Annotated in this window: 15 protein-coding genes; all 15 read left to right on the forward strand. The window is 40.8% G+C overall.

Translation table 11 applies throughout. The features are described from left to right. Positions 1-165 precede the first annotated feature (165 nt). Entirely contained in the window at positions 166-555 is a 390-nt protein-coding gene (locus tag R2R28_RS25805) for a hypothetical protein (RefSeq protein ID WP_316828538.1), read from the forward strand. 267 nt (positions 556-822) lie between these two features. Next, positions 823-2,403: a phage tail sheath family protein gene (locus R2R28_RS25810; protein WP_316828539.1), complete on the forward strand. Its 1,581-nt coding sequence runs from the start codon at positions 823-825 to the stop codon at positions 2,401-2,403. 42 nt (positions 2,404-2,445) lie between these two features. Continuing rightward, positions 2,446-2,910: a phage tail protein gene (locus R2R28_RS25815; RefSeq protein ID WP_316828540.1), complete on the forward strand. Its 465-nt coding sequence runs from the start codon at positions 2,446-2,448 to the stop codon at positions 2,908-2,910. Next, positions 2,900-3,370: a phage tail protein gene (locus R2R28_RS25820; RefSeq protein ID WP_316828541.1), complete on the forward strand. Its 471-nt coding sequence runs from the start codon at positions 2,900-2,902 to the stop codon at positions 3,368-3,370. Before R2R28_RS25815 ends, R2R28_RS25820 begins: the two co-directional genes overlap by 11 nt. Positions 3,371-3,375: 5 nt before the next feature. Continuing rightward, positions 3,376-3,546, forward strand: a complete 171-nt coding sequence (locus R2R28_RS25825) for a DUF5908 family protein (protein ID WP_316828542.1) — start codon at positions 3,376-3,378, stop codon at positions 3,544-3,546. 2 nt (positions 3,547-3,548) lie between these two features. Further along, the gene (locus R2R28_RS25830) at positions 3,549-4,223 is read left to right on the forward strand and encodes a hypothetical protein (protein ID WP_316828543.1); all 675 of its coding nucleotides are present in this window, start codon (positions 3,549-3,551) and stop codon (positions 4,221-4,223) included. Then, positions 4,223-6,022 carry a type VI secretion system tip protein VgrG gene (gene vgrG / locus R2R28_RS25835; protein ID WP_316828544.1) on the forward strand — a complete coding sequence of 600 codons (1,800 nt, stop codon included), beginning with the start codon at positions 4,223-4,225 and terminating at the stop codon, positions 6,020-6,022. Before R2R28_RS25830 ends, vgrG begins: the two co-directional genes overlap by 1 nt. A gap of 18 nt (positions 6,023-6,040) precedes the next feature. Next, positions 6,041-6,340: a PAAR domain-containing protein gene (locus R2R28_RS25840; RefSeq protein WP_316828545.1), complete on the forward strand. Its 300-nt coding sequence runs from the start codon at positions 6,041-6,043 to the stop codon at positions 6,338-6,340. An 89-nt stretch (positions 6,341-6,429) separates the two neighbouring features. Continuing rightward, on the forward strand, positions 6,430-6,690 hold the full coding sequence (locus R2R28_RS25845; protein WP_316828546.1) for a hypothetical protein: 261 nt from the start codon (positions 6,430-6,432) through the stop codon (positions 6,688-6,690). 42 nt (positions 6,691-6,732) lie between these two features. After that, complete coding sequence (locus R2R28_RS25850) at positions 6,733-8,787, forward strand: hypothetical protein (protein WP_316828547.1); 2,055 nt, start codon at positions 6,733-6,735, stop codon at positions 8,785-8,787. Between the two features lie 24 nt (positions 8,788-8,811). Beyond that, positions 8,812-9,645, forward strand: coding sequence for a hypothetical protein (locus R2R28_RS25855; protein WP_316828548.1), 834 nt, complete (start codon positions 8,812-8,814; stop codon positions 9,643-9,645). 70 nt (positions 9,646-9,715) lie between these two features. Beyond that, entirely contained in the window at positions 9,716-9,922 is a 207-nt protein-coding gene (locus R2R28_RS25860) for a hypothetical protein (protein WP_316828549.1), read from the forward strand. A 296-nt stretch (positions 9,923-10,218) separates the two neighbouring features. Beyond that, on the forward strand, positions 10,219-11,079 hold the full coding sequence (locus R2R28_RS25865) for an ROK family protein (protein WP_316828550.1): 861 nt from the start codon (positions 10,219-10,221) through the stop codon (positions 11,077-11,079). A 99-nt stretch (positions 11,080-11,178) separates the two neighbouring features. Beyond that, entirely contained in the window at positions 11,179-13,554 is a 2,376-nt protein-coding gene (locus R2R28_RS25870) for a glycoside hydrolase family 3 N-terminal domain-containing protein (protein ID WP_316828551.1), read from the forward strand. A gap of 220 nt (positions 13,555-13,774) precedes the next feature. Further along, entirely contained in the window at positions 13,775-16,330 is a 2,556-nt protein-coding gene (locus tag R2R28_RS25875; protein WP_316828552.1) for a galactose oxidase, read from the forward strand. The last annotated feature ends 258 nt before the right edge of the window (positions 16,331-16,588 follow it).

Genomic DNA, 16,588 nt, shown 5'->3' on the forward strand with positions numbered 1-16,588 from the left:
TTACGTCGTTTTGTTAAGTGTTTTGCGTATTTTACCCCATCACAAAAAGGTGAAAATACCTCCCTTATCTATATTTTTATTTCTAATTCTTTTGCTGATATTTGATACAACCAGAAGTTGTATAGGCGGCGTGTGCGCTGGCTTCCTAATCAACCAAACAATAACATGTTAAAAGAAAAAGTAATAGTTGCAGGCTACAACGATACATCCGGTTTTTTAACCCTGCTGGATAAACTAAAACAAACCATAACTTTTACTTATCATATTGTTTCTGCAACCATGGCTAGAGGTTTAGCGGGCATATTAGGCTCAATGAAACCCGATCTGGTTAATTTATCTTTTCGTAATAACCAAAATGTGCTTAATGAAATCGGGCCACTAACCGTACAGTTGTTGATTCCTCAAAAAATGAATAAATTTTCAGCCGGTGGTTTTTGTTTTTTCGCTTATTCCTATTTTTTTAATGGTGTTCAAGCTAGCTACGCTGGTCTTTTTGGCAACAAAAAGAAAGAGCTCATCGGCGGCGGCGGACCTGTACCGATTTTCCATAGGTAGCCGAGGAAAGACTGTGCGGATGGACAACGTCACTAATATTTTTTTATACCATAAATTATCCTTCAGGATGACAGATTGTACGAGAAAACTTATCTTCCCAGTCAACGATTTGTCTACGCCTTATTTCCCAATCAGAATTGATGTATATGAAAAGTATATGGATATATTTCTGTTATTTAATACAAGATGTCTAATTTTAGATTATCATCCCGATACAATTATCCATTACACACTACTTTATAAACCAATAACAGCTAAAAATAAGTTATGATTGAGTCAAACATTAAGTCTCCCGGTGTTTACATCAATGAGCAAAATGCCTTTCCCAACACGGTAGTCTCCGTGGCTACGGCGGTATCGGCATTTATAGGTTATACGCCACAGGCCGAGTATAATGGGGTGTCTTATACCAATGTGGCACATCGAATTACTTCTTTTGCCGAGTTTCAGGCTATTTACTGTTATCCCAATCCTGCACCACCAGCAAGCCCGGCGATACAATATAGCCCTGAGTATTACCTGGTACAGCAAAAAAGCCAGCCAGCCAACCGCGATTACATGATCATTAATGGCTTGTATTATGCCATTTTACCCGATCCCAATACCATTTACTATATGTATAACAGTATTGAGCTATTTTATCAAAATGGAGGTGGCGAGGCTTATATCGTATCAGTAGGCACTTATGGCCCTCCATCTGCACAGCCTATGGGCGTTGGACAACAGATTGTAAACCCGAATGTATCCCTATCGCAGTTACAAAGTGGCCTTTACCTTTTGCTTAATGAGCAGGAACCTACCATGTACATTTGCCCTGAAGCTACTTTGTTATCTGTAGAAGAAAACGCTAGCCTGATGCAAAGTATGCTGGCACAAAGTGAAGCCATGCAAACAGCCATTTCTATATTCGATTTAATTGGTGGCCGTAATCCAGATCCTTTAACTTACTCCACTGATATTGATGTTTTTAGAGGAGGTACTGGTGAACAGGGACTGAATTATGGCACCGCATATTATCCGTTTATTGGTACCACCATTATGGAAAGTACCGATATTAATTATACCAACCTTTTTGGTGGTGATGTTAAACAGTTAGATCCTTTACTTAATCCGCCTTCAAATCCTAACCCTACAGCAGCTACCATTCTCCGTAATATCGAAAATCCTCCGGGGGCGCCGTTAACCGTAACGCAATATAACAATGCGCTAATCAATGCCAGTAAAGTATATGCCACCATTATTAAAAACGTACTTGTACTGGCCAATATCCTTCCGTCAAGTTCGGGCATGGCAGGGGTAATGACTACTGTTGATAATCAGGAAGGTGTATGGCAATCTCCTGCCAATACATCAATCGTTGGTGCCGTATCTTTACCCATCAACCTGTCAGAAACCCAGCAGAGCAACCTTAACGTCGATCCTGTTTCGGGTAAATCGATCAATGCCATCCGCTTTTTTAACGGGATTGGTATCCTGGTATGGGGCGCGAGAACATTGGATGGCAATAGCCAGGATTGGAGATACCTTTCGGTAAGAAGAACCATGATTATGCTGGAGCAATCGTGTAAGCTGGCGGCACATTCTTATGTTTTTCAGCCTAACACAAAAAATACATGGGAAGCCGTTAAATCAATGATCAGCAGTTTCTTGAACAGCATTTGGAAAGAAGGTGGATTAATGGGCGCTACAGCAGCCGATGCCTATTCGGTAGAATGCGGTTTAGGCACGACCATGACTCCTGATGATATTTTGAACGGATTTATGAATGTAACCGTTAAAGTAGCCATTGTACGTCCGGCTGAATTTATTGTCCTTACCTTCCAGCAGGAAATGCCGGTTTCTAGTTAACAGATTTATTTATTATAATTTTAAAAAAAAAAAAACAATATTATGGCAGATGATGGAGGCGCACAAGGCGCAACATGGCCAATGCCCAAATTTCGTTTTGAAGTGGACCTTGGAACAGGATTAAAAGGCGTTGCATTTCAGGAAGTATCCGGAATGGATGTCGAAAATCAGGTAATCGAATACCGTAGAAGCAACAGCCCGCTTTTTTCTACAGAGAAAATGCCTGGTTTGGTAAAATATGGCAACGTAACCATGAAAAGGGGCATTTTTGTTAATGACAACGTTTTCTGGAATTGGCATGCAGAGATTAAAATGAATTTGATTAAAAGAAGAACCATATTAATTAAACTGCTTGATGAGGCTGGTAATGTAACCATGCAATGGCAATTGGATAATGCCTGGCCAACAAAAATCAGCAGTACCGATTTAAAATCAGAAGGAAATGAAGTGGCCATTGATACTTTAGAGATTGCGCACGAACAGTTAACCATTACAAATGGCAAGTAACAGCTACCCGGCAGGATTTTATTTCATGCTCTCATTAAAGGGAGAAGATGCTGCATTTCAGGAAGTTTCGGGGATTTCGAAAGAATTAGGTATAGAAGAAGTGATCTCGGGAGGGGAAAACCAGTTTAAATACAGGCTTCCCACCACTTCCTCCGGTCAGAATTTAGTGCTGAAAAGGGCACTGGTGCCTGAAGGTTCGAGCCTGGTCGACTGGTGTATCGCCTGTATAGATGGCGGGCTTAACGGTGCCATTCAAACCAACGATATTTCGGTAAGCTTGCTCAATGCCAATGCGGAGGTACTGGTGATGTGGGCTTTCCATAAAGCTTATCCGATAAAGTATGCTGTATCCGATCTGAAATCGCAGGAAAACGCCATCGTGATCGAATCTATCGAACTCGCCTACACCTATTCTGAGATTATAGAAAGCAGCAGTAACATTTCTAACCTATTTGATTAAATATTATGCCAGTAGAAATCAGGGAACTTATCATTAAAACGCAGGTATCCACTAACGACATGCACCGGCAGGCTGAAATCAACGAAAAAGATGTTCAGCAATTGAAACAGCAATTGTTGGCTGAATGCAAGAAAATGATCACCGAACGCACAAAAAAAAGCACTAATACAAGATAATTATGGGCAGTTTGGAACCAATGAAAATTACCGGTTATACGGATAAGCAGTTTACCAAACGTTTTCCCGGTCTGCCTTATTTAATGATGCTTAATCCCGAGTCGGTTAAATGGCAAAGGAGCATCGAATACAACCAGCAACAGGCACCCGATTCAAGTTCTCCTTCGCAACGTTACAAGAGTACGCCAAGCGATAAACTGAACTTTGATGTGGTGATTGATTGTACCGGAATTGTTGATGCGAAAAGGACTGACATGGCCAAAGAAATTACCACGTTAGAGAACATTATATTTACCTATAATGGCAACATTCATCGTCCGAATTTTGTTAAGGTGCAATGGGGTAAGGATCTGGTTTTTAATGGTGTATTAAATTCGTTTGATATCTCTTATACCTTGTTCAGACCAGACGGAAGTCCTTTAAGGGCAAAAATTTCGCTGGGCTTCGGACAATATATTGCACCACAAACGGTAAAAATCCAGGATCAGGACGAATCGCCTGATATCAGCCACCTTGTTACCATGGTAGAAGGTGATACCCTGCCCGGACTCTGCGAAAAAGTATGGAACGATGAAAAATACTATATCCAGGTAGCCCGTTATAACGGGCTCAATAAATTTAGAAACTTAAAAGGAAATGAAAAATTGATTTTCCCACCAATCATTCCAACTACATAATGGCATCATCAACAAACATCCCTAGTGGCAGTGTAGCCACTTACACTGTTAAAGTTGCAGGTAATACTATTCCTGCCGAATTAAACATCCTTTCGGTACATGTAGAGAAAAGGGTAAACCGTGTATCAACGGCAAAAATTATGATCCTCGATGGTGAGGCCAATACCGGAACATTTGAGGCCAGCTCTTCCTCTGTTTTTGTGCCTGGCAACCCCATCATTATTGAGGCCGGTTACGATAACACCAATACCGTGATTTTTAAAGGCATTATTACCGGCCAGTCTATCCATATCGATAATATAATCGGCTCAGCCCTCGAAGTAGAATGCAGGGACGAAGCCATAAAAATGACCGTTGGCCGAAAGAGTTTAACCTTTGCACAAAAAAAAGACAGTGATGTAATCAGCTCTATTATCAACAGCTATTCTTCTTTAACAGCTGACGTAAGCGGAACCACAACGATTTGGCCGGAGCAGGTGCAGTTTTATGTAAGCGACTGGGATTTTATGCTTTCACTGGCAGAAATGAATGGCCTTATTGTAACCACCATTAATGGTAAAGTGACGGTAAAAGCACCCGGTGCCGATCCCGCTTCGGTAATGACTGTTGGTTATGGTAACGGATTAATGGAATTTAGAGCCAATATGAATGCGGTAACCCAGCTGGAAAGTGTAAAAGCAAATACCTGGGATTATAAACAACAGGCTGTAGCCAGTGCCGAAGTGCCAAATAATTATCCTGGTCCGGGCAATATTTCTTCTAAAACATTATCTCAGGTAATTGGCTTGTCTGAATACGACTTGCAAACCACGGCACCTATGGAAACAGAAGAGCTGAGTAACTGGGCCAAAGCACAGATGTTAAAAAGTGAATTTTCAAAAATAACAGGCGAAGCCAAATTTCAGGGCACCAGCCTGGTTGATCCCGGTAAATTTATCACCTTAAACGGATTGGGAGGCAGGTTTAACGGCGATTACCTAATTTCAGGCGTGATACACGATATTTCTGCGGGCAACTGGCTTACCGAAGTTGCGGTAGGACTTTCGCCACAATGGTTTATTGAAGAGCCTGATGTAATGGCACCGGTAGCATCGGGCATGTTACCTGGCGTTCGCGGTTTATTTAATGGTACCGTTAAAAAAATGTACGGTGATCCCGATTCGCAATACCGCATTTTGGTTGATGTACCCATGTTTGATCAAAGTGGTCAGGGCATTTGGGCTAGGCTGGCTAATTTTTATTCAACCAGCGGCGCAGGCGCATTTTTTCTGCCCGAAGTAGGCGATGAAGTTGTATTGGGCTTTTTAAACGAAGATCCACGCAGTCCGGTAATATTGGGCAGTATGTACAGCAGTACCAAAATAAAACCATATGAAAGACTTAATCCTAATGAAAAAAACTCGATCAAAGCCATTGTTTCCAAATCGAACATCAATATAGAATTCGACGACGAAAACAAGGTATTGACCATTGCCACGCCCGATAAAAATACAATCATTCTAAGTGATAAAGACAAACAGATCACCATCCAGGATGAACACAGCAACAGTATTACCATGTCTGCAAGTGGAATAACCATTAAAAGTGCTACAGATATCAATATCCAGGCAAAGCAGCATGTAAACATATCAGGTTCAACCGGTGTAAAGGTCAATGCCGATGCAGGCGATGTGAATACGAGTGGTATTAACATTAAACAAGTAGCCGATAGTCAGTTTTCCGCAGAAGGATCGATGACTGCAGAAGTAAAAAGTGGCATGGAATTAACCCTGAAAAGTGCCATGGTTATGATTAACTAATCTTAAAACAAACGAAATATGCCACCAGCAGCCAGATTAACTGATTTTCACGAATGCCCAATGGTAGATCCCGGACCTGTGCCTATACCACATGTTGGCGGGCCAATTATAGGGCCGGGCGAGCCTACCGTATTAATAGGTAAATTACCAGCCGCAAGAGTAGGCGATATGCTGGTTTGCGTAGGTCCGCCCGATAGCATTATAAAAGGCTCAGCAACCGTAATGATCGGCGGTATGCCGGCAGCCAGAATGGGCGACCCAACTGCACACGGAGGAACCATTATGCTCGGGGCCTTTAATGTAATGATAGGTGGCTGATATGGCAACTAAAGCGGCAAACAAAGCAGGCCACCACTTCCTGGGCTCTGGATGGGCTTTCTCCGTTAGCGCCCCACGCATTTTTGCCTATGGCAAGTACCGGGCAGGAAGAACAGATTCGCCAATATCTGCAGCAACGAACTTCAGCTTTATCGGTAGTAAAAGTATCCAATCCCGATTTTCAGTCGCTAAGCGTTTATGCCGTTATTACCAATAAGCCCGGTTACGAATTTTCGGCTGTACAGCAGGCTTTGAATATTTATCTTTCCCCGTGGATTAAAAACACCAGCGCACAGGTAGAAATTTATCAGATACGCAACAACCAGACAGTAGTTAACATGTACGTTTGATCTATTATAAATTAATCAATTTAACGAATTAAGATAAAAATTATGAACTCTTACAACGAAAACCTACATTCCGTTGTCGTAAGCTCACTACAAAGCCTCGATATTGAAGAACAGGCCCTTAAATCGCAGGTAAATGCATCCATGTTTACGCTTTACCACGCCGAGGGGGCAACCATTACAGCAGAACAGAACCTCCATGCTGCGGAAAACACCTATAAATTCAAGGCGGCTACACATAGTCAGGCTGTTAAAGATAATAACGTTTTGGTTAACCTTTTGGGCTCGGCCACACAGGCCAACCAATATGTTAAGCAATCAACCAGCAATGTAGCCGTTTCTGCGTCCAATGTGCAAGTGGCAACCAATGCTATTGTTCGTTTGGCAAGCGATATGGGTAGCATTTACAGCATTTTAAATGCCGCAGATTTCGACAGTAGTATTTATATACTGGCTAAAGAAGCACGCGAATTAATCAACGAAACAGCCTACGAAGCAGAGGTAACCTCGCAAAGGGCTATGGAGGCTTCTACCTTAACCGCCGAAGTTTCTGCATCTACCGTACTCGATATGGCTAAGGCAACTAGTGGATTAATGACTTCTGTGTTAAAGATTACCACGGCTGATTTTAATAACGCAACCCAGGATATTACAACCGACAGCACCGCTATGGCCGCTGTACGGTCTGCCGAAAAACTGGATGAAGGTGCGCTTGAAATGATCAGTATTTCTTATCATGCCACCAAATCGGCCTATGCGCTTGCCAATGCCGAACTAAACCTAAACCTTAACGTAAAAACTACTGATGAAAACCCGCTTAGTTTTATGGTTAATTTTAACCTGATTCAGAGTTCATTTCCAGGCGAAAAAACAAACAATAATCCCATGTATCCGGTAGAGAAATACCATATCATGGTGGTTAAAGAACAAAATCAACAAACCTTTTCTATTTCCAATGCAGAAAATATCCTGTTAATGGGCAATGGTGAAACCATTAGTGTAATACCCCCAAAAGGTTCGGCAGTGCACCAGCAGGTAGATGTATATCATAATGTTGCGGGTAAAAATGTGCCGGCGGTAACCGATTCGGATAATGACCCGATTGAACTTGGCAAAAACTATGTGGTATTTGTAATGGCAGTTTTTACTGATGATTATAAAAGAAAAATCAATTGTTATGATGATTATTTGTCGGCACCATCTCAGTCATTTATCTTAACTTCTAAATTGCAGGCTGTGGCCGGCGAATCGATTAAGGTTAAAGATTATAATGATAAAGACCTTACTGATGAGGAACGTACGCTTGCGGTAAACACTAAAAACGAGCAACATAAAAAAACAATTGGCATTACAGATGATGATATCATTGCGGAATATAGCCATGTGATGAGATTTGAAATCAACGAAAATGCTGATACCCAGGTAGAATACCGTTGTATGTTTTTACCTTTTAGCGCAAATGCTTCAGACCGCTTGCTTACCGCCGAATCGCTTAAGTTTTTAATCGAAGATGAAATTGCAAGCGAATTCGACCCTAAGATTGCCCTTCTTCAGGAAGAAAGTTATACCAGCGAGCTGAAACTGGGTTTGGTGAATACTGAACTGAATGGCTTAACCGAACAGCTTAACACCATGACTAAAAATGATGGGCCGGCAAATGAAGAAGATGCTGCAACACAAAAATCGTTGGCGGCAGATCAAAAAACGTTGAGTGCGCAATTAAAGGAAATGCAAAAGAGGCATGATGCCAACCTGAAAAAATTGAATAATTTAACTGCAAAAAGAGATAAAGTAAAACACTCTACCACTAAAGCAGATGCCGCTAAACCCGGTTTCCTGTTTAATGTACCTATCGCAGAACAGGTATATGCCAACAGTTACATCGTTGCAAAGCAGAAAAAAGAGACCGCGGCAAATGGAGCATCACAATGGCTTGCCTTTATTGGCCCTGATAGCACAGATAATTTTGGAAACAAGCTTAATAAGGGAGATAAGTACCTTCCGGTAGTGCTTTCTTATTCAATAGCTGCAGAAGAAAATGCTGCCGACTTCGTAAATGCCTTGTCTAAAATGGCCAAAACAGATTACTTTCATTATTAACGGATCGTTAAATCAACTCAAATCATGAAAACTCAAACCCCGGCAAGAAATATATCCTCGCCTGTTATCGAACAGTTCAGAAAATACGGTGTTACCGAACGTAAAAAGAACGAACTTGATGCTTTAACCATTCAGGTAATGGATGCGCAGGGAGATGTAGCACAATACCAATCGATTGTAAACGCTTTAACCACAAAATCTAACGATTTACAGAATTTTTTGGCTATTGCTACCAATAATAAAACACAAGCCTATAACAATAAAATCCTGATTGATCAGCTGGTTCAAAGTGCTGCTGAACTCGAAAAAAACGCTGATATTGCCTTTAACGAAATGGTTGAAGCCAGTTTGCAAACCAAAAAACTTACTACAGATATTAATACCGTAATGGGTAAATTAATTTACAGTGCAGAAGTAATCAATAAACTGGCAAACCTGATTGTGCGGAAAAAAGCCCTTAACCCATTAATTTCTGATGAACTGGTAAGCATGGTTAGCACCGCCGGTACCGATGCCAACAATGCGGTTGCCCTAACCTTGGTGGCTTTGCAAAGCACGTTCGCTGCTCAGGCATCAGAGATGGAGGCAGAAACGGCGATAGGATTAACGTACACACAATCTATTGCATTAACCAAATTGCTCACCGGATCGGATGGCGATTGTCCGGCTTCTCTTCAGGGACTTTTTTACCAGGCCTATGCTGATACCCGGGTAAATTATACTTTGACGGAAAAAGCTAACTTTACTACCGTTAAACAATTGAATATGGCCAAAGCTAACCTCAATACCGCACAGGTTAAACTTAAATCGCTTCAATCAGGTTTAGCAGCAGCCAATGCAGCTGCTTTAGCTTCTTAATTTAGTTTAAAAATAACCCGCCGTTTCTAAAAAAAAAATGAACGGTGGGTTTAAATATAGCCAGTTCAATATGGAAAATGTATACAGAAATTTTTACCGGAACTTTTACATGCGTACAAATGGTTTTATACCTGTATCGCCATTAGGCCAAACGGTTTATCCCGGCGATTTTTTCCAGATCAGAAATGGACAAATGATTGTGCTTGGAAATATTTACCGCAACGGGGTGATAGAACCACAGGATATAGAGATGGGTTTTCCATCATTTGAACATTAAGATTTTATTGATGGATACTAATACGGTTGCTGTTGATCATTGTAAATTGCTTATTGGTCATTATTTTTATCCTCCATCTTCCATATTACCTCTTCCATCTTACATTTTTCTGCATTTATTTACAAATAAATCTGCTGATTAATCTTTTTTTAAAGTTTTATTAATGCTTTCCCGATAAGTTTGAGCCATTATGCTAACCAAATAGTTTCTTTTTGTAAAAAACCGAATACACTTTAAAAAGGTAAAACGATTTAACAGATGCTGCAGGTTAGCGGTTAAACGCTAGAATTATCATCATGGAAAAAATTGTTTTAGGGGCCGATATTGGAGGCTCACATATCACTGCTGCACTTATCGATCTTGATAAAAAAAACGAAATCAGTAAGACCAGGTGTAGGGCAGGTTTAGACACCAATGCTTCTGCCGACGAAATTATCGAAGCCTGGGCAGGAATTATAGAAAATACAATGAACAAACATGCTGAACGCCCGGCATGGATCTCCATCGCAATGCCCGGTCCGATGGACTATAAAAACGGCATCTGTATGATCAAAGATCAGGGCAAATACGCTGCACTTTACAATATCAATATCAAAGAAAAACTGGCGCAAAGACTGGGCTTTTCTCCAGCAGCAATCAGTTTTCGTAACGATGCCGTATGTTTTTTGCAGGGCGAAGTATTTAGTGGAAGTTTGAAAGGGATGGATAAAGCCATTGGTCTTACGCTGGGCACAGGCCTGGGTACCGCACACATTAAAAACGGAGAGGCTTTTGATTCGGATTTATGGAAAATGCCTTTTCTTAAAGGAATAGCGGAAGATTATATTTCGACAAGGTGGTTTGTAAATCGGTTTGAGGAGCTGGCAGAAGTTAAAATTAAGGATGTAAAAGATTTAGTCGAAAACCATCGCGATTCGCCTTATTTTCGTTCCATTTTTACCGAATTCAGCATGAATCTTGCCAAGTTCATCTATAAGTTTGTGCGAAAGAAAATGCCGCTGGCAGCCGTTATTGGGGGCAACATTGTTCAGGCCGAAGAATACTTTTTAGATGATACCCGTAAATACCTGGCGCAGATGATGGGTTACAGTTTTCCCATTAAACGATCAACACTTGGCGAAAAAGCAGCCTTAATTGGTGCAGGGTCAAGTTTGTAATAAAAATTTTTAATTTAATAATAACTTTAATTAATGAATCTAAATATTTCATTTCAAAATAATTAATTGTTTAATTAAACAAGATACCGATTTTATTTTATGCATTTCAAAAAAACAGCTGTATTCATCCTCAGTCTTTTATTAACCCTTTTCATTTTTGCTTTCAGGGAAAAACCAATTGCCCCTGATCAATCGTGGATCGATTTTAATAAAAACGGTAAAATGGATATCTATGAGGATAAAAAACAGCCGGTAGAAAAACGGGTAGCCGATTTGTTGAGCCGGATGACCATTGAAGAAAAAACCTGCCAGTTAACCACCTTATATGGTTACGGCGCTTTTTTAAAAGACCGTTTACCAACGGCTTCCTGGAAAGATAGTGTGTGGAAAGATGGGATTGCCAACATCGACGAACAGCTAACCGGATTGAGAAAAGATACCGTTCTGGCTTTTCCTTATTCCTCACATGCAACAGCCATTAATAAGATACAACGCTGGTTTATAGCAGAAACCCGTTTAGGTATTCCTGTTGATTTTACAACCGAAGGGATCCGCGGATTGAACCACATGAAAGCCACTTATTTCCCTGCGCAACTGGCACAGGGAAGCAGTTTTAATAAACAGTTAGTGAGAGAAATTGGTCGTATTACCTCAAGTGAAGCTAAAGCACTGGGTTATACCAATGTTTACTCGCCGATCCTGGATGTTTCATCCGATCCAAGATGGGGCCGGATGGAAGAAACTTATGGTTGCGATCCCTTTTTGGTTAGTCAGCTGGGTAAACAAAATATTCTAGGTATACAGGAAAATGGGATCATTTCTACTGTAAAACATTTTGCCGTTTACAGTATTCCCGTGGGCGGAAGAGATGGTGGTGTACGCACCGATCCGCATGTGGCACCAAGAGAAATGTGGAACCTCTACCTGGAGCCTTTTAGGGTTGCCTTTCAGGAGGCGCATGCAAAAGGGGTAATGGCTTCGTATAACGATTACGATGGACAGCCAATTATTGCCAGTCGTTATTTTTTAACCGAGATCCTCCGTAAACAGTTTGGGTTTAAAGGCTATGTTACCAGCGATAGCCATGCATTGGAAGATCTTTTTGCCAAACACCATGTAGCTAAAGATACTGCTGATGCTGCCCGTATGGCCCTTAACGCAGGTTTAAATGTACGTACAGAATTTAAAAACCCGGCCGATTACCTCCGTGGACTAAGAAGAGGCATCAAAAACGGGAGTATTAGCCTTGCTGTGGTTAATCAACGTGTGGCAGAAGTGTTAAGGGTTAAATTTGAGATTGGTCTTTTCGATCAGCCTTATGTTAAAGATACCGATGCTGCAGACCTGATTGTGCATAATGCCCGGGCTAAAACACTTGCGTTGCAGGCAGCACAGGAAGGAATTGTGCTGTTAGAGAATCACCAGAAAATTTTACCGCTTGATCGTTTAAAAACAGGCGCTGTGGCCATTATAGGTCCGAATGCTAAAGAACACAACAGTTTACTTTCCAGGTATGGGCCAACACATGCGAGTGTAATTACAGTATTTGATGGTTTAAAGGCTGCACTGCCTACCAGTACCAAAATTAATTATGCCAAAGGTTGCGACCATATTGATGCTCATTTTCCGGAAAGCGATGTACAGGATTTCGACCTTACCGAGAAAGAAAATGCTGCCATAGAAGAAGCTGTAGAAGCCGCTAAAAAATCGGAAACGGTTTTCCTGGTTCTCGGAGATAACGAAAATACGATCGGCGAAACCAAATCACGACTTACCCTCAAATTACCTGGCCGGCAAGAGCTTTTATTAAAACGGATTGTTGCCTTAAAAAAGCCAATGGTATTGCTGTTGGTAGGAGGCAGACCGGTAACTTTTAACTTCGACCATAAAACCATACCGGCGATTATTGAAACCTGGTACCTTGGCGAATATACAGGTAAGGCCATTGCCGATGTAGTGTTTGGCCGCTACAATCCCGGGGGTAAATTAAGCGTTCCTTTTCCTAAAACTGTTGGACAGATTCCACTTTCTTTCCCTATGAAACCTTCGGCCGATGCAGAAAGTAAGGAAGATGCCAATGTAAGTGGTTTCTTGTATCCCTTTGGTTATGGACTCAGTTACACCAATTTCGAATACAGCGACCTTAAAATTGCAAACGCTTACCCGAAGGAGAAAAAAATCAGGGTCAGTTTCAAAATTAAAAATACGGGGAGCCGTGCCGGAGATGAAGTACCTCAGCTGTATTTTCAGGATGAAGTAAGTTCGGTAATTACCTACAGTAAAAACCTCAGGGGCTTTGAACGTGTACAGCTGGATGCTGGCGAATCTAAAACCATCACTTTTACGCTTAACGAACATGATCTTTCCCTGCTTGATGCCAATATGAAACGTGTGGTAGAACCAGGCTGGTTTAAAATCATGATAGGCTCGTCATCCGAGGATGATCGTTTGGTAGGGAGGGTGAAGGTAGAGTAGTTCATTGGTTATTCGTTCATTGGTTGGCATGATGCCTGGGCGTAGTTAACTGAAAACTGCAAACTGGTTTATTGCGTTAACTGTTTAAATTGGTTAATTGTCAACTGAAAACTGCCAACTGAAAGCTGTCAACTGAAAACTGTCCCAGGTGCATAATGCTTTAAATTTACACAACTATGGCAACATTGGGATATATATATTATATTCGTAATGTTAATAAATGATGACCAAATTATATTTCTGGAGTGCAGTAATCATCCTTTTATGCTGCTGCGAAAAAAGCTTTTCTCAATCTTATGGCCTTGGCTTTTTTAGTCATGAAGTGGTTCAGGATCAACGTACCGGACTCGACTTGAGTCCGGGGAAAAACCTGTGCTTTGAGGATGGCTTTGATTTAAGTTTCGACCTGAATTTTCTTCCAAAAAGAGATGATTATTTCGGCTATATCCTGCGTTTGGTGGTTAACAATTCCGAAAATATCGACCTGCTATACGATAACGATTTTAAAGAAAAGCACCATTTTAAAGTAATTGTTGGAAATAAGTTTTCGAAAATTGCTTTCGAAATCCCACCTGCTACCCTGTACCACAACTGGAATCTGGTAAAATTGAAATTTGATGCTCAGCAATCACTTTTGACTTTAACTTCAGGTTCTTATACCGGAACGGCCAGTGTGCATCTCACAAAAGGAAGCTGTTTTAAAATCCTGTTCGGGGCAAATGAGTATCAGCAGTTTAAAACCTCTGATAATCCACCGATGAAGATCAGAAATGTCAAGATTACCGAAAATGGCGAATTAAAATACCACTGGCCACTTGATGAGTATGATGGCAACAGTGCGAAAGAACTCATTCATGATAATAAAGCCCTCGTAAACCGTGCATTGTGGATTAAAAAAATGCATTACGATTGGCAGCGCTTAGGTAGTTTTGTGGTAAAAGGTCCGGCAAGTACCGCTTTTAATGCCAAAAATGATCAGGTATATATTGTGGAGCGCGATTCGCTTAAAACGTTTTCGGTAAGTGATACCAAGATTAAATCTTATCCCTTTGCCAATAAACTCACCTTATTAAGGGGCAATTATTCATTGTATGATGAACGTAATAACCGCCTGCTAAATTTTTATGCAGATCAAAAAATTGTAAGTGTTTTCGATTCTGCATCAAGAACATGGTCCAAAGATTACAACCCCAAAACCCCCATTACCGACAACTGGCTTTTTAATAAATTTTATTCGCCAAAAGATTCGTCACTTTATATGATTGCTGGTTATGGTCATTTCATTTATAAAAATCAGATCAACAAATACCATTTTCCAACCGGACAGTGGCAGCAAGTTCCTTTTACGGGTGATGCTTTTACACCTCGTTACCTGTCTGCATTGGGTCAATCGGGTAATGGTGCCTATGTAATAGGTGGTTATGGAAGTAGCACAGGTAAACAGATGCTTAACCCACGGAACCTTTACGACCTGTTATATTTCGACATGGAGAAAAAGACCATTAAAAAGCTATATGAATTAAAAGTTGGGGGAGAGGATTTTGTATTTGCCAATTCGCTGATCATCAATGAAAAGGAAAATAAGTTTTATGGTTTAATCTTTCCACGGCACAAATACGATTCTAAATTGCAGTTGATTGTTGGCTCACTTAAAAGCCCCGAGTATAAGTTGAGTGGAAGTAAAATTCCATACCAGTTTCACGATATTAATTCTTATTCAGATCTGTATTACAGCAAATCATCAAAACGGTTTATTGCGGTAACCACCTTCCGCGATAGCACAGATAAAACGCATGTAAACATTTATGCTCTAAATGCACCGCCATTGGAAGCACCCGACAAGCTGTTTGCTGAAAATTCACCTTTCTGGTACTGGTTTTCAGGAGTATTTGTGGTAATTATGGCCATTCTTTTCTTTGTATTCAGAAGTAAAAAAGCCGTAAAAACGGTGGTTCATCGCCCTGTTCAGGTGGTTACAGAAATCAATATGGATGTTAAAGATGCCGTAGGTACTGAGGATGTTGTAAAAGAAACCAAAAGTTCTATTTTTTTATTTGGCGATTTACAGGTATTTGATGATAACGGACAGCAGATTACCAAGCAGTTTACACCGCTTATCAAAGAACTTTTTTTGGTGGTGCTGCTTTATACCATCAGGTGGGAGCGGGGAATCAGTTCTGATAAACTGAAAGAGTTGTTATGGTTTGATAAATCGAACGAAAGTGCACGGAATAACCGTTCGGTTAACATTGCCAAACTAAAAAGTATCCTCGATAAGATCAGTAACTGCCAGATTTCGAAGGAAACCGGTTATTGGCGCATCAACATCGATCCGGCCATTACTTATACCGATTATCAGGAATATGTGAACATTATTAAAGATAAATCGCGACTGGATCACGAAAAAATCAGGCACCTGGCCGCCATTATTAAACGCGGACCATTTCTGCCTACCGTGAATTACGAATGGATGGATAGTTTTAAGGCAGAAATTTCGAATGAAATCATAGATACTTACCTGCATTTCTCTCATTCGGTGGGCGTAGAAAGTGATCCGGAGTTGTTGATCGAACTTTCCAACTATATCTTTTATTTCGATTCGGTAAATGAAGAAGCCATGGTTATCAAATGCAAGGCGCTTGTGTTTTTAGGCAAACATTCTATAGCGAAAAATACCTATGAAAACTTCTGCAAAGAGTACAAATTGCTTTATGAAGATGATTTTTCGAAAAGTTTTTCAGAGGTGCTCGCTTCAAGCCCGGGACAGGTAAAGTAAATTGTTTGCGGTATTCGTGGTGTCGGATGTTACCATCCGAAACTGAGTTCAATCCTTTTTTGCCACAGAAAAACTACGTTGTAAAGATCCTTCGACTAAGCTACCAATGACAGGCTTAAAAATCGGTCGTCATTCCCGCGCAGGCGGGAATCTTAATCCAACCTGCAACTCCTACCAAGGCATTACGATTGCCAGTGGAGCTGGCAATGACGATTCTACGCACTGTCATTAAACCTCCAATGTATTTGAAAAATGCTA

This window comes from Pedobacter miscanthi (genome assembly GCF_032678605.1).
GTDB lineage: Bacteria > Bacteroidota > Bacteroidia > Sphingobacteriales > Sphingobacteriaceae > Pedobacter > Pedobacter miscanthi_A.